This is a genomic window from Micromonospora sp. NPDC049529, from assembly GCF_055586685.1.
The window spans coordinates 388,916-405,877 of the sequence record NZ_JBVJHT010000003.1; the positions used below are offsets into that span (position 1 = coordinate 388,916).

18 protein-coding genes are annotated in these 16,962 nt (G+C 70.6%); 11 read left to right on the forward strand and 7 right to left on the reverse strand.

Annotated features, from left to right (window positions below; genetic code table 11):
* Nucleotides 1–7 precede the first annotated feature (7 nt).
* Nucleotides 8–1,777 carry an ATP-binding protein gene (locus ACZ6QQ_RS07070; RefSeq protein ID WP_465874921.1) on the reverse strand — a complete coding sequence of 590 codons (1,770 nt, stop codon included), beginning with the start codon at nucleotides 1,775–1,777 and terminating at the stop codon, nucleotides 8–10.
* A 382-nt stretch (nucleotides 1,778–2,159) separates the two neighbouring features.
* A complete protein-coding gene (locus tag ACZ6QQ_RS07075; RefSeq protein WP_465874922.1) occupies nucleotides 2,160–3,527 on the reverse strand; it encodes an extracellular catalytic domain type 1 short-chain-length polyhydroxyalkanoate depolymerase in 1,368 nt (455 codons plus the stop codon).
* A 311-nt stretch (nucleotides 3,528–3,838) separates the two neighbouring features.
* On the opposite strand from ACZ6QQ_RS07075, the gene ACZ6QQ_RS07080 reads away from it, so the two are divergent.
* Nucleotides 3,839–4,423 carry a hypothetical protein gene (locus tag ACZ6QQ_RS07080; protein ID WP_465874923.1) on the forward strand — a complete coding sequence of 195 codons (585 nt, stop codon included), beginning with the start codon at nucleotides 3,839–3,841 and terminating at the stop codon, nucleotides 4,421–4,423.
* 52 nt (nucleotides 4,424–4,475) lie between these two features.
* Here ACZ6QQ_RS07080 and ACZ6QQ_RS07085 read toward each other — a convergent pair whose 3' ends face one another.
* From ACZ6QQ_RS07085 to ACZ6QQ_RS07095, 3 genes are all read right to left on the reverse strand, one after another.
* A complete protein-coding gene (locus tag ACZ6QQ_RS07085; RefSeq protein WP_465874924.1) occupies nucleotides 4,476–5,957 on the reverse strand; it encodes a hypothetical protein in 1,482 nt (493 codons plus the stop codon).
* Nucleotides 5,958–6,117: 160 nt separating this feature from the next.
* Nucleotides 6,118–7,065, reverse strand: a complete 948-nt coding sequence (locus ACZ6QQ_RS07090; RefSeq protein WP_465874925.1) for a pyrimidine reductase family protein — start codon at nucleotides 7,063–7,065, stop codon at nucleotides 6,118–6,120.
* Between the two features lie 126 nt (nucleotides 7,066–7,191).
* Nucleotides 7,192–7,644, reverse strand: a complete 453-nt coding sequence (locus tag ACZ6QQ_RS07095; protein WP_465874926.1) for an NUDIX domain-containing protein — start codon at nucleotides 7,642–7,644, stop codon at nucleotides 7,192–7,194.
* A 123-nt stretch (nucleotides 7,645–7,767) separates the two neighbouring features.
* Here ACZ6QQ_RS07095 and ACZ6QQ_RS07100 point away from each other — a divergent pair, with 123 nt between their 5' ends.
* The 5 genes from ACZ6QQ_RS07100 (at nucleotide 7,768) to ACZ6QQ_RS07120 (ending at nucleotide 12,445) form a co-directional block, all read left to right on the forward strand.
* On the forward strand, nucleotides 7,768–8,964 hold the full coding sequence (locus ACZ6QQ_RS07100) for an endonuclease (protein ID WP_465874927.1): 1,197 nt from the start codon (nucleotides 7,768–7,770) through the stop codon (nucleotides 8,962–8,964).
* 85 nt (nucleotides 8,965–9,049) lie between these two features.
* A complete protein-coding gene (locus ACZ6QQ_RS07105; protein ID WP_465874928.1) occupies nucleotides 9,050–9,709 on the forward strand; it encodes a phosphotransferase in 660 nt (219 codons plus the stop codon).
* A 110-nt stretch (nucleotides 9,710–9,819) separates the two neighbouring features.
* Nucleotides 9,820–10,602 carry a TIGR03089 family protein gene (locus tag ACZ6QQ_RS07110; RefSeq protein WP_465874929.1) on the forward strand — a complete coding sequence of 261 codons (783 nt, stop codon included), beginning with the start codon at nucleotides 9,820–9,822 and terminating at the stop codon, nucleotides 10,600–10,602.
* A 57-nt stretch (nucleotides 10,603–10,659) separates the two neighbouring features.
* Entirely contained in the window at nucleotides 10,660–11,145 is a 486-nt protein-coding gene (locus ACZ6QQ_RS07115; RefSeq protein ID WP_465875041.1) for a YfbM family protein, read from the forward strand.
* A gap of 139 nt (nucleotides 11,146–11,284) precedes the next feature.
* Nucleotides 11,285–12,445, forward strand: a complete 1,161-nt coding sequence (locus ACZ6QQ_RS07120) for an alkaline phosphatase PhoX (protein WP_465874930.1) — start codon at nucleotides 11,285–11,287, stop codon at nucleotides 12,443–12,445.
* Nucleotides 12,446–12,553: 108 nt separating this feature from the next.
* Here the strand turns inward: ACZ6QQ_RS07120 and ACZ6QQ_RS07125 are convergent, their stop codons facing one another.
* Both ACZ6QQ_RS07125 and ACZ6QQ_RS07130 read right to left on the reverse strand, forming a co-directional pair.
* A complete protein-coding gene (locus ACZ6QQ_RS07125; RefSeq protein WP_465874931.1) occupies nucleotides 12,554–12,769 on the reverse strand; it encodes a DUF397 domain-containing protein in 216 nt (71 codons plus the stop codon).
* A 16-nt stretch (nucleotides 12,770–12,785) separates the two neighbouring features.
* Nucleotides 12,786–13,643 (reverse strand): helix-turn-helix domain-containing protein, encoded by an 858-nt coding sequence (locus ACZ6QQ_RS07130; RefSeq protein ID WP_465874932.1) that lies wholly within the window; start codon nucleotides 13,641–13,643, stop codon nucleotides 12,786–12,788.
* Nucleotides 13,644–13,806: 163 nt separating this feature from the next.
* On the opposite strand from ACZ6QQ_RS07130, the gene ACZ6QQ_RS07135 reads away from it, so the two are divergent.
* The 5 genes from ACZ6QQ_RS07135 to ACZ6QQ_RS07155 all read left to right on the forward strand — a co-directional run bounded on the left by ACZ6QQ_RS07135 (nucleotide 13,807) and on the right by ACZ6QQ_RS07155 (nucleotide 16,858).
* Complete coding sequence (locus ACZ6QQ_RS07135) at nucleotides 13,807–13,962, forward strand: hypothetical protein (RefSeq protein WP_465874933.1); 156 nt, start codon at nucleotides 13,807–13,809, stop codon at nucleotides 13,960–13,962.
* Between the two features lie 88 nt (nucleotides 13,963–14,050).
* Nucleotides 14,051–14,338, forward strand: a complete 288-nt coding sequence (locus ACZ6QQ_RS07140) for a DivIVA domain-containing protein (protein ID WP_465874934.1) — start codon at nucleotides 14,051–14,053, stop codon at nucleotides 14,336–14,338.
* Nucleotides 14,323–14,571 carry a flavin reductase gene (locus ACZ6QQ_RS07145; protein ID WP_465874935.1) on the forward strand — a complete coding sequence of 83 codons (249 nt, stop codon included), beginning with the start codon at nucleotides 14,323–14,325 and terminating at the stop codon, nucleotides 14,569–14,571. The genes ACZ6QQ_RS07140 and ACZ6QQ_RS07145 overlap by 16 nt, the downstream gene beginning before the upstream one ends.
* Nucleotides 14,572–14,650: 79 nt before the next feature.
* Complete coding sequence (locus ACZ6QQ_RS07150) at nucleotides 14,651–15,217, forward strand: plasmid pRiA4b ORF-3 family protein (protein ID WP_465874936.1); 567 nt, start codon at nucleotides 14,651–14,653, stop codon at nucleotides 15,215–15,217.
* 327 nt (nucleotides 15,218–15,544) lie between these two features.
* Entirely contained in the window at nucleotides 15,545–16,858 is a 1,314-nt protein-coding gene (locus ACZ6QQ_RS07155; protein ID WP_465874937.1) for an ABC transporter substrate-binding protein, read from the forward strand.
* Nucleotides 16,859–16,962: the final 104 nt, after the last annotated feature.

The window sequence follows — 16,962 nt, forward strand, 5'->3', positions numbered from 1 at the left end:
CGGGTCCTCAGAACGGGATGTCGTCGTCGGTGAGCGCGCCGGCCCCGGAGCCGACCACCACGAACGGGTCGGCCGCCTGGGTGATCGAGCGCAGCGTCTCCGAGGGGGCCTGACCGGCCTCGGAGACCCGGGTCGCCCAGGCCGGGAAGGGGAACTCCAGGCAGAGCGGGACCGGGATGTCCGGCTGGTTGACGAACATCGTGCCGGGTTTGGCGAGCAGCGCGCGTTGGCGCTGCGCCGGGGGGAGGAAGCCGTACTCGGGGCGGGACGCCTCGGCCGGGTCGAGCCGGCCGACCACCCGGATCGCCGAGTTGGTGACGATCCGCCGTTCGACCTCGCTGGCGGTCTGCTGGGCGCCGATCAGGATCACCCCGAGCGAGCGGCCGCGTTCGGCGATGTCGAGCAGCACCTCCTTGATCGGGGAGGAGCCCTCGCGCGGGGCGTACTTGTTCAGCTCGTCGAGGACCACGAAGAGCAGCGGCTTGGCGGTGCCGGTCTTCTCCTTGTTCTCGAACTCGGTCTTCAGCGTCACGCCGACCACGAACCGTTGCGCCCGGTCCGGCAGGTTGTGCAGGTCGACCACGGTGACCTGGGCGCTCTCGGCCGTGTTGATCCGGTGCGGGCGGCGGCTGGCCAGGTCGCCCCGGATCAGCCGGGCCAGGTCCTTCTTGCTGTTGATCAGGCGGCGGGCGAACGCGTTCACCGTGCCGGTGTTGATCGCGCTGCCGGCCCAGGTGGACCGGGTCTCCTCGTCGGTCAGCTGCTCCACGACGTGGTCGACCAGGTCGGGGTAGGAGTGCACCCGGGTCCCGTCGATGCTGATCCCGCCGTCGGCCGGCTGGGCGTACCGGTGCAGGTGGGCGGTGACCGAGTGGACCACCATCGTGTACTGCTGGCGTTCGTCGTCGGCGTCGGCGAAGACGTACGGCAGCAGCCGGTCGGAGCAGAACTCGCTCAGCGTCCAGTAGAAGCTGTCCACCCCGGTCAGCCGGCTGCTCACGTCCGGGGTGCCGGAGGCGTCCCCGGCCCTCGGCGGGGCGTAGACCCGCACGTCCGGGAACGCCCCGGCGGTGAGCCCCAGCTTCGCGTACGCCGCCGTGGTGGCCGCGTCGAGCCGGGTGTTCGGGTGGTCGAGGAAGAGCAGGTCCTCGCCCTTCACGTTGAAGATCAGCGCCTTGGCGTTGACCGCGTCGCCGCCGAGCACGCCGGAGCGGAACACCGAGTAGAGCAGGAAGGTGGCGAAGCTGGTCTTGGTCGCCACCCCGGAGATGCCGGAGATCGACACGTGGGCGCCCCGGCTGCCGTCGAGGAAGTCGGCGTTGAGGAAGACCGGCACCCCGTCCCGGCCGGTGCCCATCGGCACCCGCCGTTCCATCCGGTCGAAGTGCAGGGCGGAGTCGCGCGCCTCGCCCTGGGCCCGGTAGACCAGCGCGCCGGGCGACGGCGGCACGTAGAACTCCGGGTCGACCCGGGTGGTGGTGATCTCGGCGGCCTCCTGCACCTGGGCCGGCAGGGTGCCGTCGGCGATGGCGAAGACGTCCGAGTCGAACTGCGCGCCCTCGTGCCGGGCCCGGACCTGGGTGACCACCCCGGCGATCGTCACCGGTTCCCGGTCGGGCAGCTCACGCCGGGTCACCACCACGTCGTCGAGTTGCAGGTAGCTGTCCGGTCCGACGGCGGTCCAGAACTGCAACGGGGTGGCGTCGGCGGTGCCCAGCACCCGGCCGACCACCGCACCGGGGTCGGCCGGGTCGACGCCGACCGGCGGGGTGCTCATCGCCGCGCTCCGGTCGGCTCCGACGCCCGGACCGGGGTCGATCCGTGGGTCGGCTCCGACGCGCGGACCGGGGTGGCTTTCTGCTCAAGACACGACACGTGTTGCATCCTGCCCCACCTGTACGACAGCGCGCCAAGTCGACGCGCCTGGGGCAGGGCGGAGGCGCTGCGCCGGTGGCGGGTTTCACGTCGTACCGCCGCCCGGCCGGTGGGAGTGCGGACCCGGCGGGCGGGGTCGCGGCCCGGGCCGCCGCTGCCCGGCCGTGACCTGCGGCGGGACCTCCGGGTACGGTCGCGGCCCGGCCACCGCTGCCGGGCCGGAACGCGCGGGCGGCCGTCCGGGGTGACGGGACGGTGGGATGTCACCCCGGACGGCCGATGGTTCAGCTGATCGTGCAGGTGACGCCGTTGAGGGTGAACGAGGCCGGTCGACCGGTGTTGCCGGTGTGGGTGGCCTGGAAACCGACGCTGGTGGATCCGTTCGGGGGGATGGTGCCGTTGTAGCTGACGTTGCGCGCGGTCACCGCGCCGCTGCTCGGGCTGTAGCTGGCGTTCCAGCCGGAGGTGATGGTCTGCCCGCCCGGCAGGGTGAAGGCCAGGGTCCAGCCGTTGATCGGGGCGCTACCCCGGTTGCTGATGGTGATGGCCGTGGTCAGGCCGGTGTTCCACGCGTTGACGGTGTAACCGACCGCGCAGCCGCTGCCCACCGGCGGGGTGGTCGGCGGAGGCGTCGTCGGCGGGGGCGTGGTCGGCGGCGGCGTGGTGGGCGGGGGTGTGGTCGGCGGCGGAGTCGTCGGCGGGGGTGTGGTGGGCGGTGGAGTGGTCGGCGGGGTGGTGCTGTTCAGGCCGAAGAAGCGGATCGCCTCGGCCGCGTTGATCGGCAGGTTGTGCGACACGCCCTGCATGCTGATCGCCTCGACCGGGGCGGTGCCGCCGCTGCCGCCGTACCGGGTGCGGGTGTAGCCGGACTGCGGTGTGTCGGTGAACGTCGGGGTCTGGCTCAGCCCGTGGACGTTTGTCCACTGCTTGATCTCCTCGCCGAAGTTCGGGTACCGCAGCGTCTCGTCGTTGGTGCCGTGCCACAACTGCATCCGTGGCCGCGCCCCGGTGTAGCCCGGGTACGCGTTGCGCACCAGGTCACCCCACTGCTGCGCGGTACGGATCACCTGCCCGTTGGCGCACTGGCTGTTCCAGGTCGAGCCGTCGGTGGTGGCGAAGCAACTGTGCGGTACGCCCGCGAAGGCGGCACCGGCCTTGAACACGTCGGGATAGTTGCCGAGCAGGACGTTGGTCATCATCGCGCCGGACGAGGCCCCGGTGGCGTACACCCGGTCCGGGTCGCCGTTGTGCCGCTGCTGGACGTACCGGACCATCGACAGGATCGACACCGGGTCGCTGCCGCCGTCGCGGCGCAGGGCCTGCGGCGTGTAGACGTCGAAGCACTGGCTGCTGCGGGTGGCCGTCGGGTAGATCACGATGAACCCGTACTGGTCGGCCAGTTGGGCGAACTGGGTTCCGGAGTAGAAGGCGGGTCCGGTCCCGGTGCAGTAGTGCACGGCGACCAGGATCGCCGGTCGGGCGGCGACCCGGTCCGGTACGTAGAGGTGCATCCGCAGGTTGCTGGGGTTGGTGCCGAAGTTGGTGACCTCGGTCAGGGTGGCCGCGGCCGCGGGGGTGGCGACGGTCAGGCTCACCAGTGCCAGCGCCGCCGCGGCCCCGGCTGCGCCGAGCAGCCGGACGAGTTGTTTCATGCGTTCCCCTTCATGGTGGTGGGGGCCGATAGCGCCGGAGGGCTTGCCGGATGGCCCACGGTGGTGAAACATTCCGAAGTATGAATCGAAAGTTTTCACTACACAAGAGATAGATAGTCGTGAGTATTCTCAGGTAGAAGGCCATATCGCAGGCCGTAAAGTTTCGGCCGGTCGGCACGGATCACCGAGTGGTCGCCGTCGACGCCGAGCGTGGCACGGTGGATGTCCGACGCGTCGTCGCCGACCGGGAAGACGACCGCCCCCGCCACCTGAACATCGAGAACCTCCGCCGCAGGCGCTAGCGTGACGCGGTGGACGTTGCCGGGGATGGTGAACTGATCGCCGCGTCGCTGGCCGACCGGCTGGCCGCGCTCACCTTCGTCGACCGGAGCCAGGAGCAGGTCACCGCGTTGCTCGCGGACGAGATCGTGGCCTGGGCGACCGGTCGGGGCTGGCGGGTGTACCGCCGGGCGGCCAGCGTACTGCCGTTGCCGCCGCCGTACGCCCACCGGCACTCGTTCCTCGACGTCGCCTGCGCCCGACCGGACGGCCCACCGCTCGCGGTCGAGATCGACCGGACCGACCGCCGCCGCTCGGTGGAGAAGCTGCTGGCCGAGGCCGCCGCCGGCCGGGTCCCGATCTGGGTACGGTGGGGCAGCCGAGGCTTCGAACCACCACCGGCACCGATCCACCTGGTCACCTGCCCGGTCGTCGCCCGGCCCGGTCCCGACCCGAAGGCCCGGCTCTACTCCCGGCAGCCGGTGACCGATCGCCCCGCACCGGCCCACGCCACCGCCGGTCTGCGGGTCGACGGCCAGACCGACCTGTTCGCCGGTCCGATCGTGCCGTCGCAGGTGCCGTCGCAGGGCACGCCGCAGGTGCCGTCCCCGGACTAGGCATCCCGCGCCGGCAACCGGTGCCGGCCGGGCGCCGGCTAGCGGGCGCCGGCTACCAGTGCCAGGTGCGCCGGGCCAGCAACTCGCGCTGTCCGCCCACGGCCGCCGACACCTGCCCGGCGAGCCGGCCCAGCACCGGGGCGGCGAGCCAGAGCAGGAGTACGCCGTAGAACACCAGGCTGCCGCGTTGCAGCCCGGTCAGCTCCGGGGTGTCGACGAAGGGGTACCAGAGCGGGCTGAACTCGGGCGTGAAGTGGCACAGCCCTTCCAGGTGGTAGTTGTTCTCGTAGCAGGTCCACGGCCGCAGTTGGCCGTACACCAGGCTGTTCGCGGCGCCCCAGACCGAGAGCGCGAGCGCGCCCAGCGTCGCGACGTTCGTCCACGGCCCGGCCCGGCCCGGTGCCAGGGACACGGCCAGGGCCAGCGCGGCGGGCAGCATGGCGATCAGGAAGAACCTCGGACCCCAGTACATGCCGCCGTACCAGCCCCACCAGCGGGAGTAGAGCAGCACCAGTCCGGCCACGAACCCCGCCCAGAGCAGCCAGACGGTCCACAGCTCGTCCCCGGCCTGCCGCAACCGCTCGCGGACCGGGAGGAACAGGCCCGGGGTGAACCAGACCAGGCCCTTGCCGAAGGAGAAGAGGATGGCGACCAGCCCGAGCAGGAAAGGGTAGGAGAAACCCGGCTGCCCCGAGTACGGCAGCACCGTCGGACCGCCACCGTGCCCCGCGTACGAGGCGTGCAACGGATCGCCGAAGCGCCACCACGACTCGCCGACGATCAGGGCGGCGGCGACCGGCAGGGCCGCCAGGTAGCGCACCCGGCGGCGCCGCAGGCAGAGCAGCACGACCACCAGCCCGAGCGCGACGATCGAGCCGGGGGTGTTGGCGACGCCGAGCACGATGGCACACCAACCGGCGGCCCTGGTCGCCCACCTGGTGTCCGGCAGGGTCACGGCCAGCAGCCCGACGCCGACGGTCGTCGCGGTGAACACCTCACCGTAGAAGTCCTGGACGTGCGCGGCGATCATGCTGGCGGAGACCAGCAGCAGCAGGAGACGGCGGATCGTACGGGGAGCCAGCCGGCCGTGCAGCAGGAGGTAGATCGCGCCGAGGGCGAGCATGAACAGCATGAAGTTGTACTGCACCAGCCAGACCTGGGTGTTGCCGTAGCCCCGGCCGACCGCCCAGAGTGGCGTCGCGAACAGCGGCCCGATCATCGAGTACTGGGTGCCGGGCAGCCGGTGCTGTTCGAGCAGTTCGACCAGGGCCTGGTAGCGGGCGAGACCGTCGCCCATCATCGGCGGCTTCGGGGTGACCGCCAGCAGCATCACCCCGATCGCCAGCAGGACGGTCTCCACCCCGGCCGCGATCCGCCCGGCCAACGACTCCCGTACCGGCGGGTCCGCCGCCGCCTCCGCCGCCGCTTCTGTCTGCGCCGCCTCCTGGTCCGTCGTCGCCGAGTCCGTCGCCTCCGCCTCCGCCTCGGAAACGGTCTGCGTTTCGTCCGGGCGGTCGGCTACTGGCGCGGTCATCGACGATCTCCTCGTGGAGGCTGCACGGGCGGGCCATCGCGGGCGTCCATGCAGACTGTCAGTAAACCGCCAATCACTCTATAGACGAAGACTGATAAATATCGTCCGGGTGGATGAACGCCGGTCGATCCCGCCACCGGTCGGTCGCGGCCGTGCCCGGTCAGTCGCGGGCGTAGCGGAGCAGCAGGGTCGAGTCGGCGGCGAGCAGGTGTCGCAGCCCCATCCCGCGCGGCGGGCTCGGCGTACCGGCGGTGATCCGGCCCGCCCCGGCCCCGGCCAGCAACGGCGCCACGGTCAGGCAGACCTCGTCCACCAGGTCGGCGGTGGTCAGCGCGCCGAACAGGTACGGGCCGCCCTCGCAGAGCAGTTGCCGCAGGCCGCGACGGTGCAGTTCGGCCAGCCCGGCCGCCAGGTCCACCCGGTCCACCAGGTCGATCCGGTCGTCCTGGTCGACCAGGCCGACCTGGTTCACCAGACCGATCTCGGTGGACTCCTCGAACCGGGTCTTCGGGTCCATCGGATCGGCGCTGACCCGGATCAGGTCGGCGACGGCGGTCAGCCCGGCCGGTGGGGTGGACCGGCCGTGGGTGAGCACCAGCGGGCGGACCGGGGCCTGCGCGAAGGCCGCCTGCCGGGGGTCGAGGTCCAGCGCCCCGGAGACCACGACCAGGGTCGGGTACTCGGCCAGCCCGTGCGAGCGCCGCCAGGCCCGGCGGCGCTCGTCGAGGCGTACCGGGCCGTAGTTCTCCTGGCGCAGGGTGCCGGCGCCGACCACGAGGGCGTCGCAGAGCATCCGGAGCACGCCGAAGACCCGCTTGTCCGGCCCGCTGGACAGGCCGGCGGAGAAGCCGTCGACCGCCACCGCCCCGTCGACGCTCGACACGAAGTTGACCCGCAGGTGCGGCTGCTCGGTCCGCCCGTACAGGGTGGCGAGCGCGGTGTCGTCCAGCGGCGTGTCGTCCGGCGCGGGCCAGAGGCGGCGGATCGGGGTCCGGGGGTCGGTGACGGGGATCGACGGATCGGGGCCGTCCGCGCCGGGAGTCTTCGGCACCGGGTCGACCTCGGCGGGCGGGCGCGGCGGGGACGCGGCCGGGGTGGGGTCGCTCATTCGCCGGCCGGTCCGGTCACCGGCGGGGTCGGCGTCGGGACCCGGTGCTGGCAGTCGCACCAGTTCCGGCCGGGGCACTGGTCATGCCGCCGCTCGCGGCACGCTCGGCAGATCATGAGAGAAACCCTATGCGGTACGACCGCCCGCGCGTCGCGGGTCGGCCCCGGTCGCGGCGAACAGTTCCAGCGTCGGTGGGAGTTGGGAGTGCAGCGGCTCGGGCAGGGCGTCGAGGGTGAACCAGTCCAGTGCGTCGAACTTGTGCGGCTCCCCGATGGTGACCGTGGCCGGGTCCACCCGTACCGCGAAGACCACCGCGACCCAGTGGGACGGCGGCTCGTCCCGGAGCACGTTGCGTACGCCGAGGGTGGTGATGTCGAGCGGGCGGGTGGCGTACTCCTCGCCGACCTCGCGGGTGACGGCGGCCTCGAAGGTCTCGCCGAACTCCAGCGCCCCGGCGCCGGTGTCCCAGGTGCCGGGCTCGTCGCGGGCGCCGGCACCGCGCCGGGCCAGCAACACCCGCCCGTTGCCGTCGTGGCAGACGAAAACGCAGGAAACAGATGGCGTACGGCCGGACTCCACCCGATCATGATGGTCCCCGGACCGCCCGTGCGAGTAGCCGGGTCCCGTTCACCTGCTGTACGCGGGAAGTATGACCATGCACGCATGACGTGACCGTGATGATCTCGATTAGCATCGCCAGGTATGGATATCAGGAGGATCGTCGGCGCGCGTACGTGGCGCCTGGCGGTCGGGCTCGTACTCGTCATCGGGGTCGGGGTGCCGGTCGCGGCGATCTCGGCGTCGGCGGCGGCGAGCCTGACGGTGGCCGGCGCACTCGCCGCCCAGGACGGTAGGTCCGCTTCGGTGACCGGGTACGTCATCGGTCAGCCGACGGCCACCAACACGGTGCTCAGGTCCGGTTTCACCGGCGACACCGCCATCGCGATCGCCGACCTGGCGAGCGAGACCGCGACCGGACGGATGCTCTACGTCCAGGTCACCAGTTCCTACCGGAGCACCTTCGGTCTCCAGTCCAATCCGGGACTGCGGGGCCGGCTGGTCACCGTCACCGGAACGTTGACCGCCTACTTCGCCCACGGCGGGTTGAAGGACCCGACCGGGATGAGCCTGGGCGGTTCCACCCCGACTCCGACCCCGACCCGGACGCCGACGACCGGTCCGACGGCGAGCCCGCCCGCCGGCGACTACGACCGGACGTACTACGCGAGCGCGATCGGCAAGACCGGTCCTGCGCTGCGTAGCGCCCTGCACAACGTGATCCGGGTGCAGACGAAGCTCAGCTACGACCAGGTCTGGGAGGCGTTGAAGGCCACCGACCAGGATCCGGCGAACTCGGGCAACGTCATCCTGCTCTACAGCGGGCGGTCGCAGAGCAAGAACACCAACGGCGGCAACCCGAACGACTGGAACCGCGAGCACGTCTGGGCCAAGTCGCACGGTGACTTCGGCACCGCGACCGGGCCGGGTACCGACGTGCACCACCTGCGGCCGGAGGACGTCTCGGTCAACTCGGCGCGCGGCAACAAGGACTTCGACACCGGCGGCAGCACCGTCGCGGAGGCGCCGGGCAACTACACCGACGGCGATTCGTTCGAGCCGCGCAACGCGGTCAAGGGCGACGTGGCCCGCATGATCATGTATATGGCGATCCGGTACGAGGGCGGCGACGGCTGGGCCAACCTGGAGCTGAACCAGTCGGTGAACAACGGCAGCGCCCCGTACATCGGGAAGTTGTCGGTGTTGTTGCAGTGGAACCGGGCGGACCCGCCGGACGCCTTCGAGAAGCGCCGCAACCAGGTCATCTACGACAACTGGCAGGGCAACCGCAACCCGTTCATCGACCACCCGGAGTGGGCGACCGCGATCTGGGGCAGCTGAGCCACGGGGGCGGTGGCGACCCCGATCGCCACCGCCCACCCGGCCCGTCCCGGCCTCCCGGACTGCTCGGCTAGCGTCGGGACCCGTGAACGAGGGGATCCTGCTCGCGTCCGGTCGCGACGCCGACGTGTTCGTACTCGACCCGACGCGGGTGCTGCGCCGCTACCGCGACGGCGGCGACACCGCGCCGGAGGCGGCCGTGATGGCGTACGTCGCCGCCGCCGGCTATCCGGTCCCGACCGTCCACCGCGCCGACGGGCCGGACCTGGTGCTCGACCGGCTCGACGGGGAAACCCTGCTGGACGCCCTGCTCGCCGGCCGGGTCGACGTCGAGGTCGCCGCCGAACTGCTGGTGGACCTGCACGACCGCCTGCACGCGCTGCCGCCCCGGCTCGGCGCCGACCCGTCCGACCGGATTCTCCACCTCGACCTGCATCCGTTGAACGTCATGCTGACCTCGCGTGGCCCGGTGGTGATCGACTGGCGGAACTCGGTCGAGGGCCCGGCCGATCTCGACGTGGCCATGACGGCGCTGATCTTCGCCGAGGTCGCGGTCGGTACGGACACCCGGCTCGCCGACCCCGGTCGGCTGGCGCTGGCCGCCTTCCAGCGGCACGCGCGGCCACCCCGCGCCGCCCAGCTGCGGCGGGCGCTGGACCTGCGTCGGGTCAATCCCACCCTCAGTGCCACCGAGAAGGCGGCCCTGGACCGTGCCGCCGCCCTGGTCCTGACCCGCGCCACCTGATCCGTGTCAGCGCTCCGAACGGGCCCCGTTCGAGTGGGATTCGGTATGGTCGCCGTGACCGTTCCGTACGCCGGCCGCCGACACCGCCGGCTCCGCCCCTGGAGCGTCCGATGGACCTGACCACCACCCGCCGTACCGAAGAGGTTCCCGCCCTGCTCTCCACGGCGGCGACGGTCGACGCCACCCGGCCACTGTTCACCTACTGTGACGACGCGACCGGGGAGCGGACCGAGCTGTCCGTGGCGGACCTGGGCCGGTGGGTTGCCCGGACGGCGAACCTGCTCGTCGACGGCTGCCGGCTGCATCCGGGCGACCGCGCGGCGGTGCTGCTCCCGCCGCACTGGCAGACCGCCGCGGTGGTGCTCGGTGCCTGGTCGGCCGGGGTGTCGGTGGCGTTCCACCCGCTGGCGACGGCCGGTCTGCCGCGGATCGGCCCCGGCGCGGACCTCCCGGTCGACGTCAGCTTCGTGGCCCACGACCGAATCGACAACTGGCTGGAGGACGTGCCGGAGGCGGAGCACCAGTTCGTGCTCGGGTTCGAGCCGGGGGCGGAGCCGACGCGCGAGGTGCCCGCCGGCTACCGGGACTACCTGGTCGAGGTCCGTGGGCACGGTGACAGCGCGCCGCCGTACGCCTCGGTCCGGCCCACCGACGCCGCCACGGTCGACGGCACCAGCTACCGGGAGTGGGCGACGGTGGCGCAGGGGATCGCCGAGGCCCGCGACCTCCGGCCGGGCGACCGGGTGCTGATCGACACGGCCGCGCACGAACACCCGGTCTTCTGGCTGCTGGCCCCGCTGCTCGTCGGTGCGTCGGTGATCCTGTGCCACAACCTCCGACCCGGCACCGAGCAGGCCCGTGCCCGCACCGAAGGCGCCACCCGGGTCTTCTGAGCAGACCGCCGAACCGGGCGCCTGTCAGACCCGGCACCTAACCTGTCGCCCGTGAGCATGAACGGGAACTGGCTCCGGGTCACGCGAGCCGAGCTGGCACAGGCGAAGGACGACCTCGAATGGGCGTACGAGCTGGCCGAGGACGCCGGTGACGACCTACGGTCGGGTACGGACAGGGCGTGGCAGGCCTTCGACTTCCTGCTGACGCGGCGGGGTTTCGGTGTCCCGATCGTGGAGGGCGCCGAGGAGTTCCCCGGGGTGGACGACGACCCCGAGGAGTCGGAGCACGACTGGGGTTACGGGCCGCCCCGCTACCTCACCCCGGAGCAGGTCGCCGCAGCAGCGGCCGAACTCGCCACCTTCACCCCGGAAGATCTGATCCGGGACGTCGACCCGGCCGAGTTGCAGCGCGCCGAGATCTACCCGAACAAATGGGACCGGCCCGACGAGCTCGTCTGGGTCGCCCACCACCTGCCCGACACCCGCCGGTTCTTCACCACCGCCGCCCGGCGCGGCAACGCCGTCATCTGCTGGATCGACTGAACCGGACGAGTCATCCCAACCGGTGGCAGACCCGGTCTGTTCGTTCCACACATCGATGGCGACCGTTCATTTACGTACTGTTTTTCATCTACAACCGATCGTTACATTCCTCGGACCCACCCCCACAAGGAGGTCCACGATGGATCGACGGAACATGCTGCGCGCCACCGTGCTCGGCGCCGGCGCGGTCGCGCTGCCGTTCACCGCCTGGTCGGCGGCGTACGCGGCACCGGCGCAGAACGCCGCCGGCCCGTACGGTTCGCTCCAGGCGGCCAACAGCCACGGCATCCAGCTCCCGGCCGGCTTCACCAGCCAGATCATCGCCCGTTCCGGCCAGGTGGTGCCCGGCACCTCGTACACCTGGCACAACGCCCCCGACGGCGGCGCCGTGTACGCCAACGGCACCGGCTGGGTCTACGTCTCCAACTCCGAGACCAGCGCCGGCTCCGGCGGCGGCGCGTCCCGGATCGTCTTCAACTCCAGTGGCACCGTCACCGGGGCGTCCCGGATCCTGTCCGGCACCAACAACAACTGCGCGGGCGGCAAGACCCCGTGGAACACCTGGCTCTCCTGTGAGGAGGTCGACCTCGGCCGGGTCTGGGAGACGTACCCGCTCGGCGGCACCGCCGTGGTCCGCCCGGCGATGGGCCGGTTCAAGCACGAGGCCGCCGCGGCCGACCCGGACCGGCGGGTGATCTACCTGACCGAGGACGAGAGCAACGGCAAGCTCTACCGGTTCATCCCGATCACCTGGGGCGACCTCTCCGCCGGTGCGCTCCAGGTGCTGGTGGCCGGCAGCGCCACGTCCGGCTCGTTCAGCTGGGCCGCCGTACCCGATCCGGACGGGTCCCCGACCGCGACCCGGTCGCAGGTGTCCGGCGCCAAGTCGTTCAACGGCGGCGAGGGCTGCCACTACTCCAACAACACCCTGTGGTTCACCACCAAGGGTGACAACCGGGTCTGGCAGCTCAACCTCGCCAACAACACCTACGAACTCGCCTACGACGACAACCTGGTCAGCCCCGGCTCGGCACCGCTGACCGGCGTGGACAACATCACCGGCTCCAGCTTCGGTGACCTCTACGTCGCCGAGGACGGCGGCAACATGGAGATCTGCGTGATCACCCCGGACGACAAGATCTCCGTCTTCCTCCGGATCACCGGCCAGGGTTCGTCGGAGATCTGCGGTCCCGCGTTCACCCCGGCCGGGAACCGGCTGTACTTCTCGTCCCAGCGCGGCACCTCGGGCTCCTCGTCCGGCGGCATCACGTACTGCGTCACCGGCCCGTTCCGCACCTGAGCCCCAGGGGCGGGGGATAACCACTCGTGTAGAGAAAGAGTGGTTATCCCTCGCCGGATAGCCACTCTTTCTCTACACGAGGCGACGCCTTGTTCCGCCGCTCGGTGGTTAGGTGCGTGGTGCGGATGCGGCCGGCTGCGGGTCGCGCAGGCCGTGCACGAAAGCCGCCCAGCCCGCCCGGTCGAACCTGAGCACCGGCCCGTCGGCGTCCTTGCTGTCCCGTACGCCGACCACGTCCCGGAGATCGGCCACCTCGACGCAGTCGTTATTGCCGCCGCCGCTGGAGCGTGTGCTCTTCCGCCACTCGGCACTGTGAAGCTCCACTGCTGCCCATCCCTAGCTAGAGGCTGTCGCGCGCACCGCCGATCAGGTCACGCGACTCCTCGACGCTGGCTGCGGCGGCACGCAGGTAGTCGAACGCAAGCGTAAACCGCTCGATGTCCGCCTCACCTTCCACGTCGAGGTCACCGGTCAGGCTCTCCACGAACACCACCGGAGGATGGGCGGGGAAGTCCATCAGGTTGAAGGCGCCGTTCAGCCCGGCATGCCAGACCGTCTGCTGCTTGAGCACCTGGATGGTCACGTTGCGGCGAGGGGTGAGCAGGTGGTCGAGTTGCGCTTTCAACACCTTTGGACCGCCGAGCGGGCGGTAGAGAAGCGACTCGTCGAGCACGGCCCAGAGCTTGAACGAGCCGTCGGTCAACCGCTGCTGTCTTGCCATCCGGGCCTCCACCAGCTTCGCGACCTCCTCGGCCGAGCGAGCGTCGCCCAGCGGTGCTCCACTGAAGATGGCTTCGGCGTACTCCCGCGTCTGTAGCAGCCCGTTGATCGTGCCCCAGGACCAGGATCTCAGCTCGGACGCCTCGGTCTCGAAGGCGATGTACGTGCTCAGACCACTGCCGATGACATCGCGGAAGTCCTCCCACCAGCCACGGCCGCGCGCGGCCCGGGCCAACTGCCAGTACTGGTCCTTCAGCTTCGGGTCGGTCACGCCGTAGAGGTCGAGCATGAGGAACAGGTCGCCCTTGCTGACACCGGTCTGCGCCAGCTCGATGCGCGAGATCTTCCCCTGCGAACAGCCGATGTCCTCCGCGACCTGGTCGGCGGTGAGATCCGCCTCGGTACGTAGCCGCTTCAGCTCGATCCCGAGTTGTCGCCCACGGACGGTAGGCGTACGGCGATCACGTTTCAGCACCATGCCGCAAGTGTCGTTCATAGATGGGCCCGGATCAAGGACCAACGATGTTCGTGTAAATGATGTTGACTGGTGCTCTTGCCTGCTCGCAGTCCTCATGCGACGGTGTGAATGATGCACACCAGGGTCATTCGGTGAGTCTGACGAGTCTGGACGAGGGGGCGTCGTGTCGGTGTATCAGGTGGGATTTGCGGTGGTGGGGGCGGTGTTGCTCGGCTTCGTCGCCGGGCTGGTGACCTATCGAAAGTCACGTTGCTGGTGCACGGTCTGCGGCTCGGGGCTGCGCTGCCTCACCTGCCTGCGCCTCGGGCACCTCGAATGAACCGGATCGCGGGGCCGGGAGAGGGCCGGATGGATCGGCACGCGGGTCGGGACGGCATCTACCGGGGCGGCCGGGGGCGGCTGGTCCGATGGACGTCCGGGGCGTCTGCTTCGGGTGGACCCGGATCGGCCGACGGGGTTACGCGCCGGCCGAGGTGCGGGGCTTCCTGTGGCGGGTCGAGCGGGAGTTGTCCGCGCTGTACCGGGAGTTGGCCGCGGCGCACGACGAGGCCGAGCGCCACCGGGCCGCGCTGCGCGAATGGCAGTCCCGGCACGGTTGCTGTTCGCGCGAGGCGCCGGCTCATCGGCGTACGACCGAAGCAACGGTGACCGGCGATCGGCGCAACCAACGGGGCTGGCCGTGGTTGACGCGGTGATCCACGCCCCGGCGCGGCCGTCGTGGCTGTGTCGGGCCTGCGGGAGTCCGTGGCCGTGCCTGACCCGCAAGCGGCAGCTCAAGATGCTGTTCCAGTGCGACACTGTGCGGATGCGCCGGCACCTGGTGCGCTACCTGGCCGACGCCAGCGCCGACCTCGGCGAGTCGAGCACCCGGGAGCTCACCGAGCGGTTGCTCGGCTGGTGTGACCGGCCGCTATCCCGTCCACCGTGAAAGTTCCACGCCACAGAAATAGATTTCGGGCTATTTCGTTGAGTGTGCGCTACGCCGCTGACCTGCGTGGTATTGATTGATGGTGCGCGAACTGTCGAGCCCGCAGCGGCAGATCTTCCAGCTGAAGGTCTCGCTTTCCGATGTCACGCCCGTGGTGTGGCGGCGGGTGCTGGTGCCCGGGGGTTACACCCTGGACCGGCTGCACCGCGTCTTCCAGCACGTGATGGGTTGGCAGGACTGCCACCTGCACTCGTTCGAGATCGAGGGCCTCCAGTACGGCGAGCCCGACCCGGACGGCGAGCTGACCCTGCGCGACGAGCTGGACACCCGGCTCGACGCGGTGGTGGGCAAGGGGAGCAGGTTCCGCTACACCTACGACTTCGGTGACTGGTGGGAGCACGACGTCACGGTCGAGGACGCGTTCGGCGCCGATCCGGGGGAGCGGTACCCGATCTGTGTCAGCGGTGCCCGCGCCTGCCCGCCGGAGGATGTCGGCGGTCCGTTCGGTTACCGCACCTTCCTGGTCGCGTTGGCCGACCCGGAGCATCCGGAGCACGAGTCGATGCGGGAGTGGATCGGGCGGTCGTTCGACGCGGAAGCCTTCGCGGCCGACCGGGCCACCACACTGACCCGCCGCCTCTGCTGACCCACCGGCTCTGCCGCTGAACATCCGGCCTGCCAGTGGCCGGTCCCGGTCGGCGCTTCGATCTTCGGTGGCCCGTCGCCGGTAGCTCGATGTGGTGCCGCCGTCTCTCTTGGTGATCTTGGCGTCCGGCGGTAACGAAATGGGAACGCTCCCAATGGGGTCTTGACACCCCGGTAACCCCCCGGCAATCTCATGGGAGCGCTCCCGGCCATTGTGGCTCGCGCCACAGCGTCGAGTCCCGATCTCCGCCCGGGCAGCCGTCCCGCGCCACACCCGTACCACCCACCACCGCCCCCACCACACACATGCGACCTGAGAGGGGTCAGGATGAGCGTCACGTCCCGCCGTCGGCGGTTCGCGGCAATCGCGATCGCGTCCGCCGCCGTGCTCGCCACGACGGCCTGTGGCGACGACTCGTCAACAGAATCGGCCGATCCCAACGCGCCCATCACGCTGATCGTCGACGTCTTCGGCGACCAGGGCTTCGGGTACGAGAGCCTGTACGAGGCGTACAAGAAGGACCACCCGAACGTCACGATCCAGGAGCGCGGCAAGGGCCTCGGCCTGGGCGACTACAACACCCGGCTGACCCAGCAGATCACCGCCGGCTCCGGCGCCGGCGACATCGTCGCCCTCGAAGAGGGCACGATCGTGCAGTTCTACGCGCAGGCCGACAAGTTCGTGAACCTGGCCGACGAGGGTGCGAGCGACCTCAAGGCCAACTACCTGCCGTGGAAGTGGGAGCAGGGCACCACCCCCGACGGCAAGGTCCTCGGCCTCGGCACCGACGTCGGCTCGATGGCGATCTGCTACCGCACCGACCTGTTCAAGGCCGCGAACCTGCCGACCGACCGCGAAGAGGTCGGCAAGCTCTGGCCGACCTGGGACGCGTTCATCGAGCAGGGGGCGAAGTTCGCCGCCGCCGACTCGAAGAACAAGTTCGTCGACTCGGCGACCAACTTCTTCAACGTCGTACTGAGCCAGACGGCCGGGGCCGGCACCGGCTACACGTACTACGACAAGAGCAACAAGCTGGTGCTGGAGACGAACCCGGATGTCAAGACCGCGTTCAACCTGACCACCAAGATGATCGAGGCGAAGCTCTCCAACAACCTCCAGTCGTTCTCCAACGAGTGGAACGCCGGCTTCAAGAACGGCACCTTCGCCACCATCGCCTGCCCCGCCTGGATGACCGGTGTGATCAAGGGCCAGGCCGGTGACGCGGCGGCCGGCAAGTGGGACGTGGCCAAGGCTCCCGGCAACGGCGGCAACTGGGGCGGCAGCTTCCTCGGCGTACCGAAGTCGAGCAAGCACCAGAAGGCCGCGGTCGAGCTGGCCAAGTACCTGACCAGCGCACAGAGCCAGATCGAGGTCTTCAAGAAGCTGGGCAACCTGCCCTCGCAGCCGGCCGCGCTGAGCGACCCGGCGGTGACCGCGGCGACCAACGAGTACTTCAGCAACGCGCCGATCGGCAAGATCTTCGCCGCCGGTGCCACCGAGCTGAAGCCGGTCTACCTCGGCCCGAAGAACCAGGCCGTACGGACCGCCGTGGAGAACGCGCTGCGCGCGGTCGAGCAGGGACAGGCCGCCGACGCGGCCTGGCAGGACGCGTTGAAGAACGGTGCGGCCGCCGGTAAGTGACCCGGCCGTGAGCGCGGGTGGGGGGGGGGGGGGGGGGGGGGGGGGGGGGCGAGGGGGGGGGAGGGGGGGGGGAGGGGGGTTGGGCGGAGCTAGCGCCCCCCCCC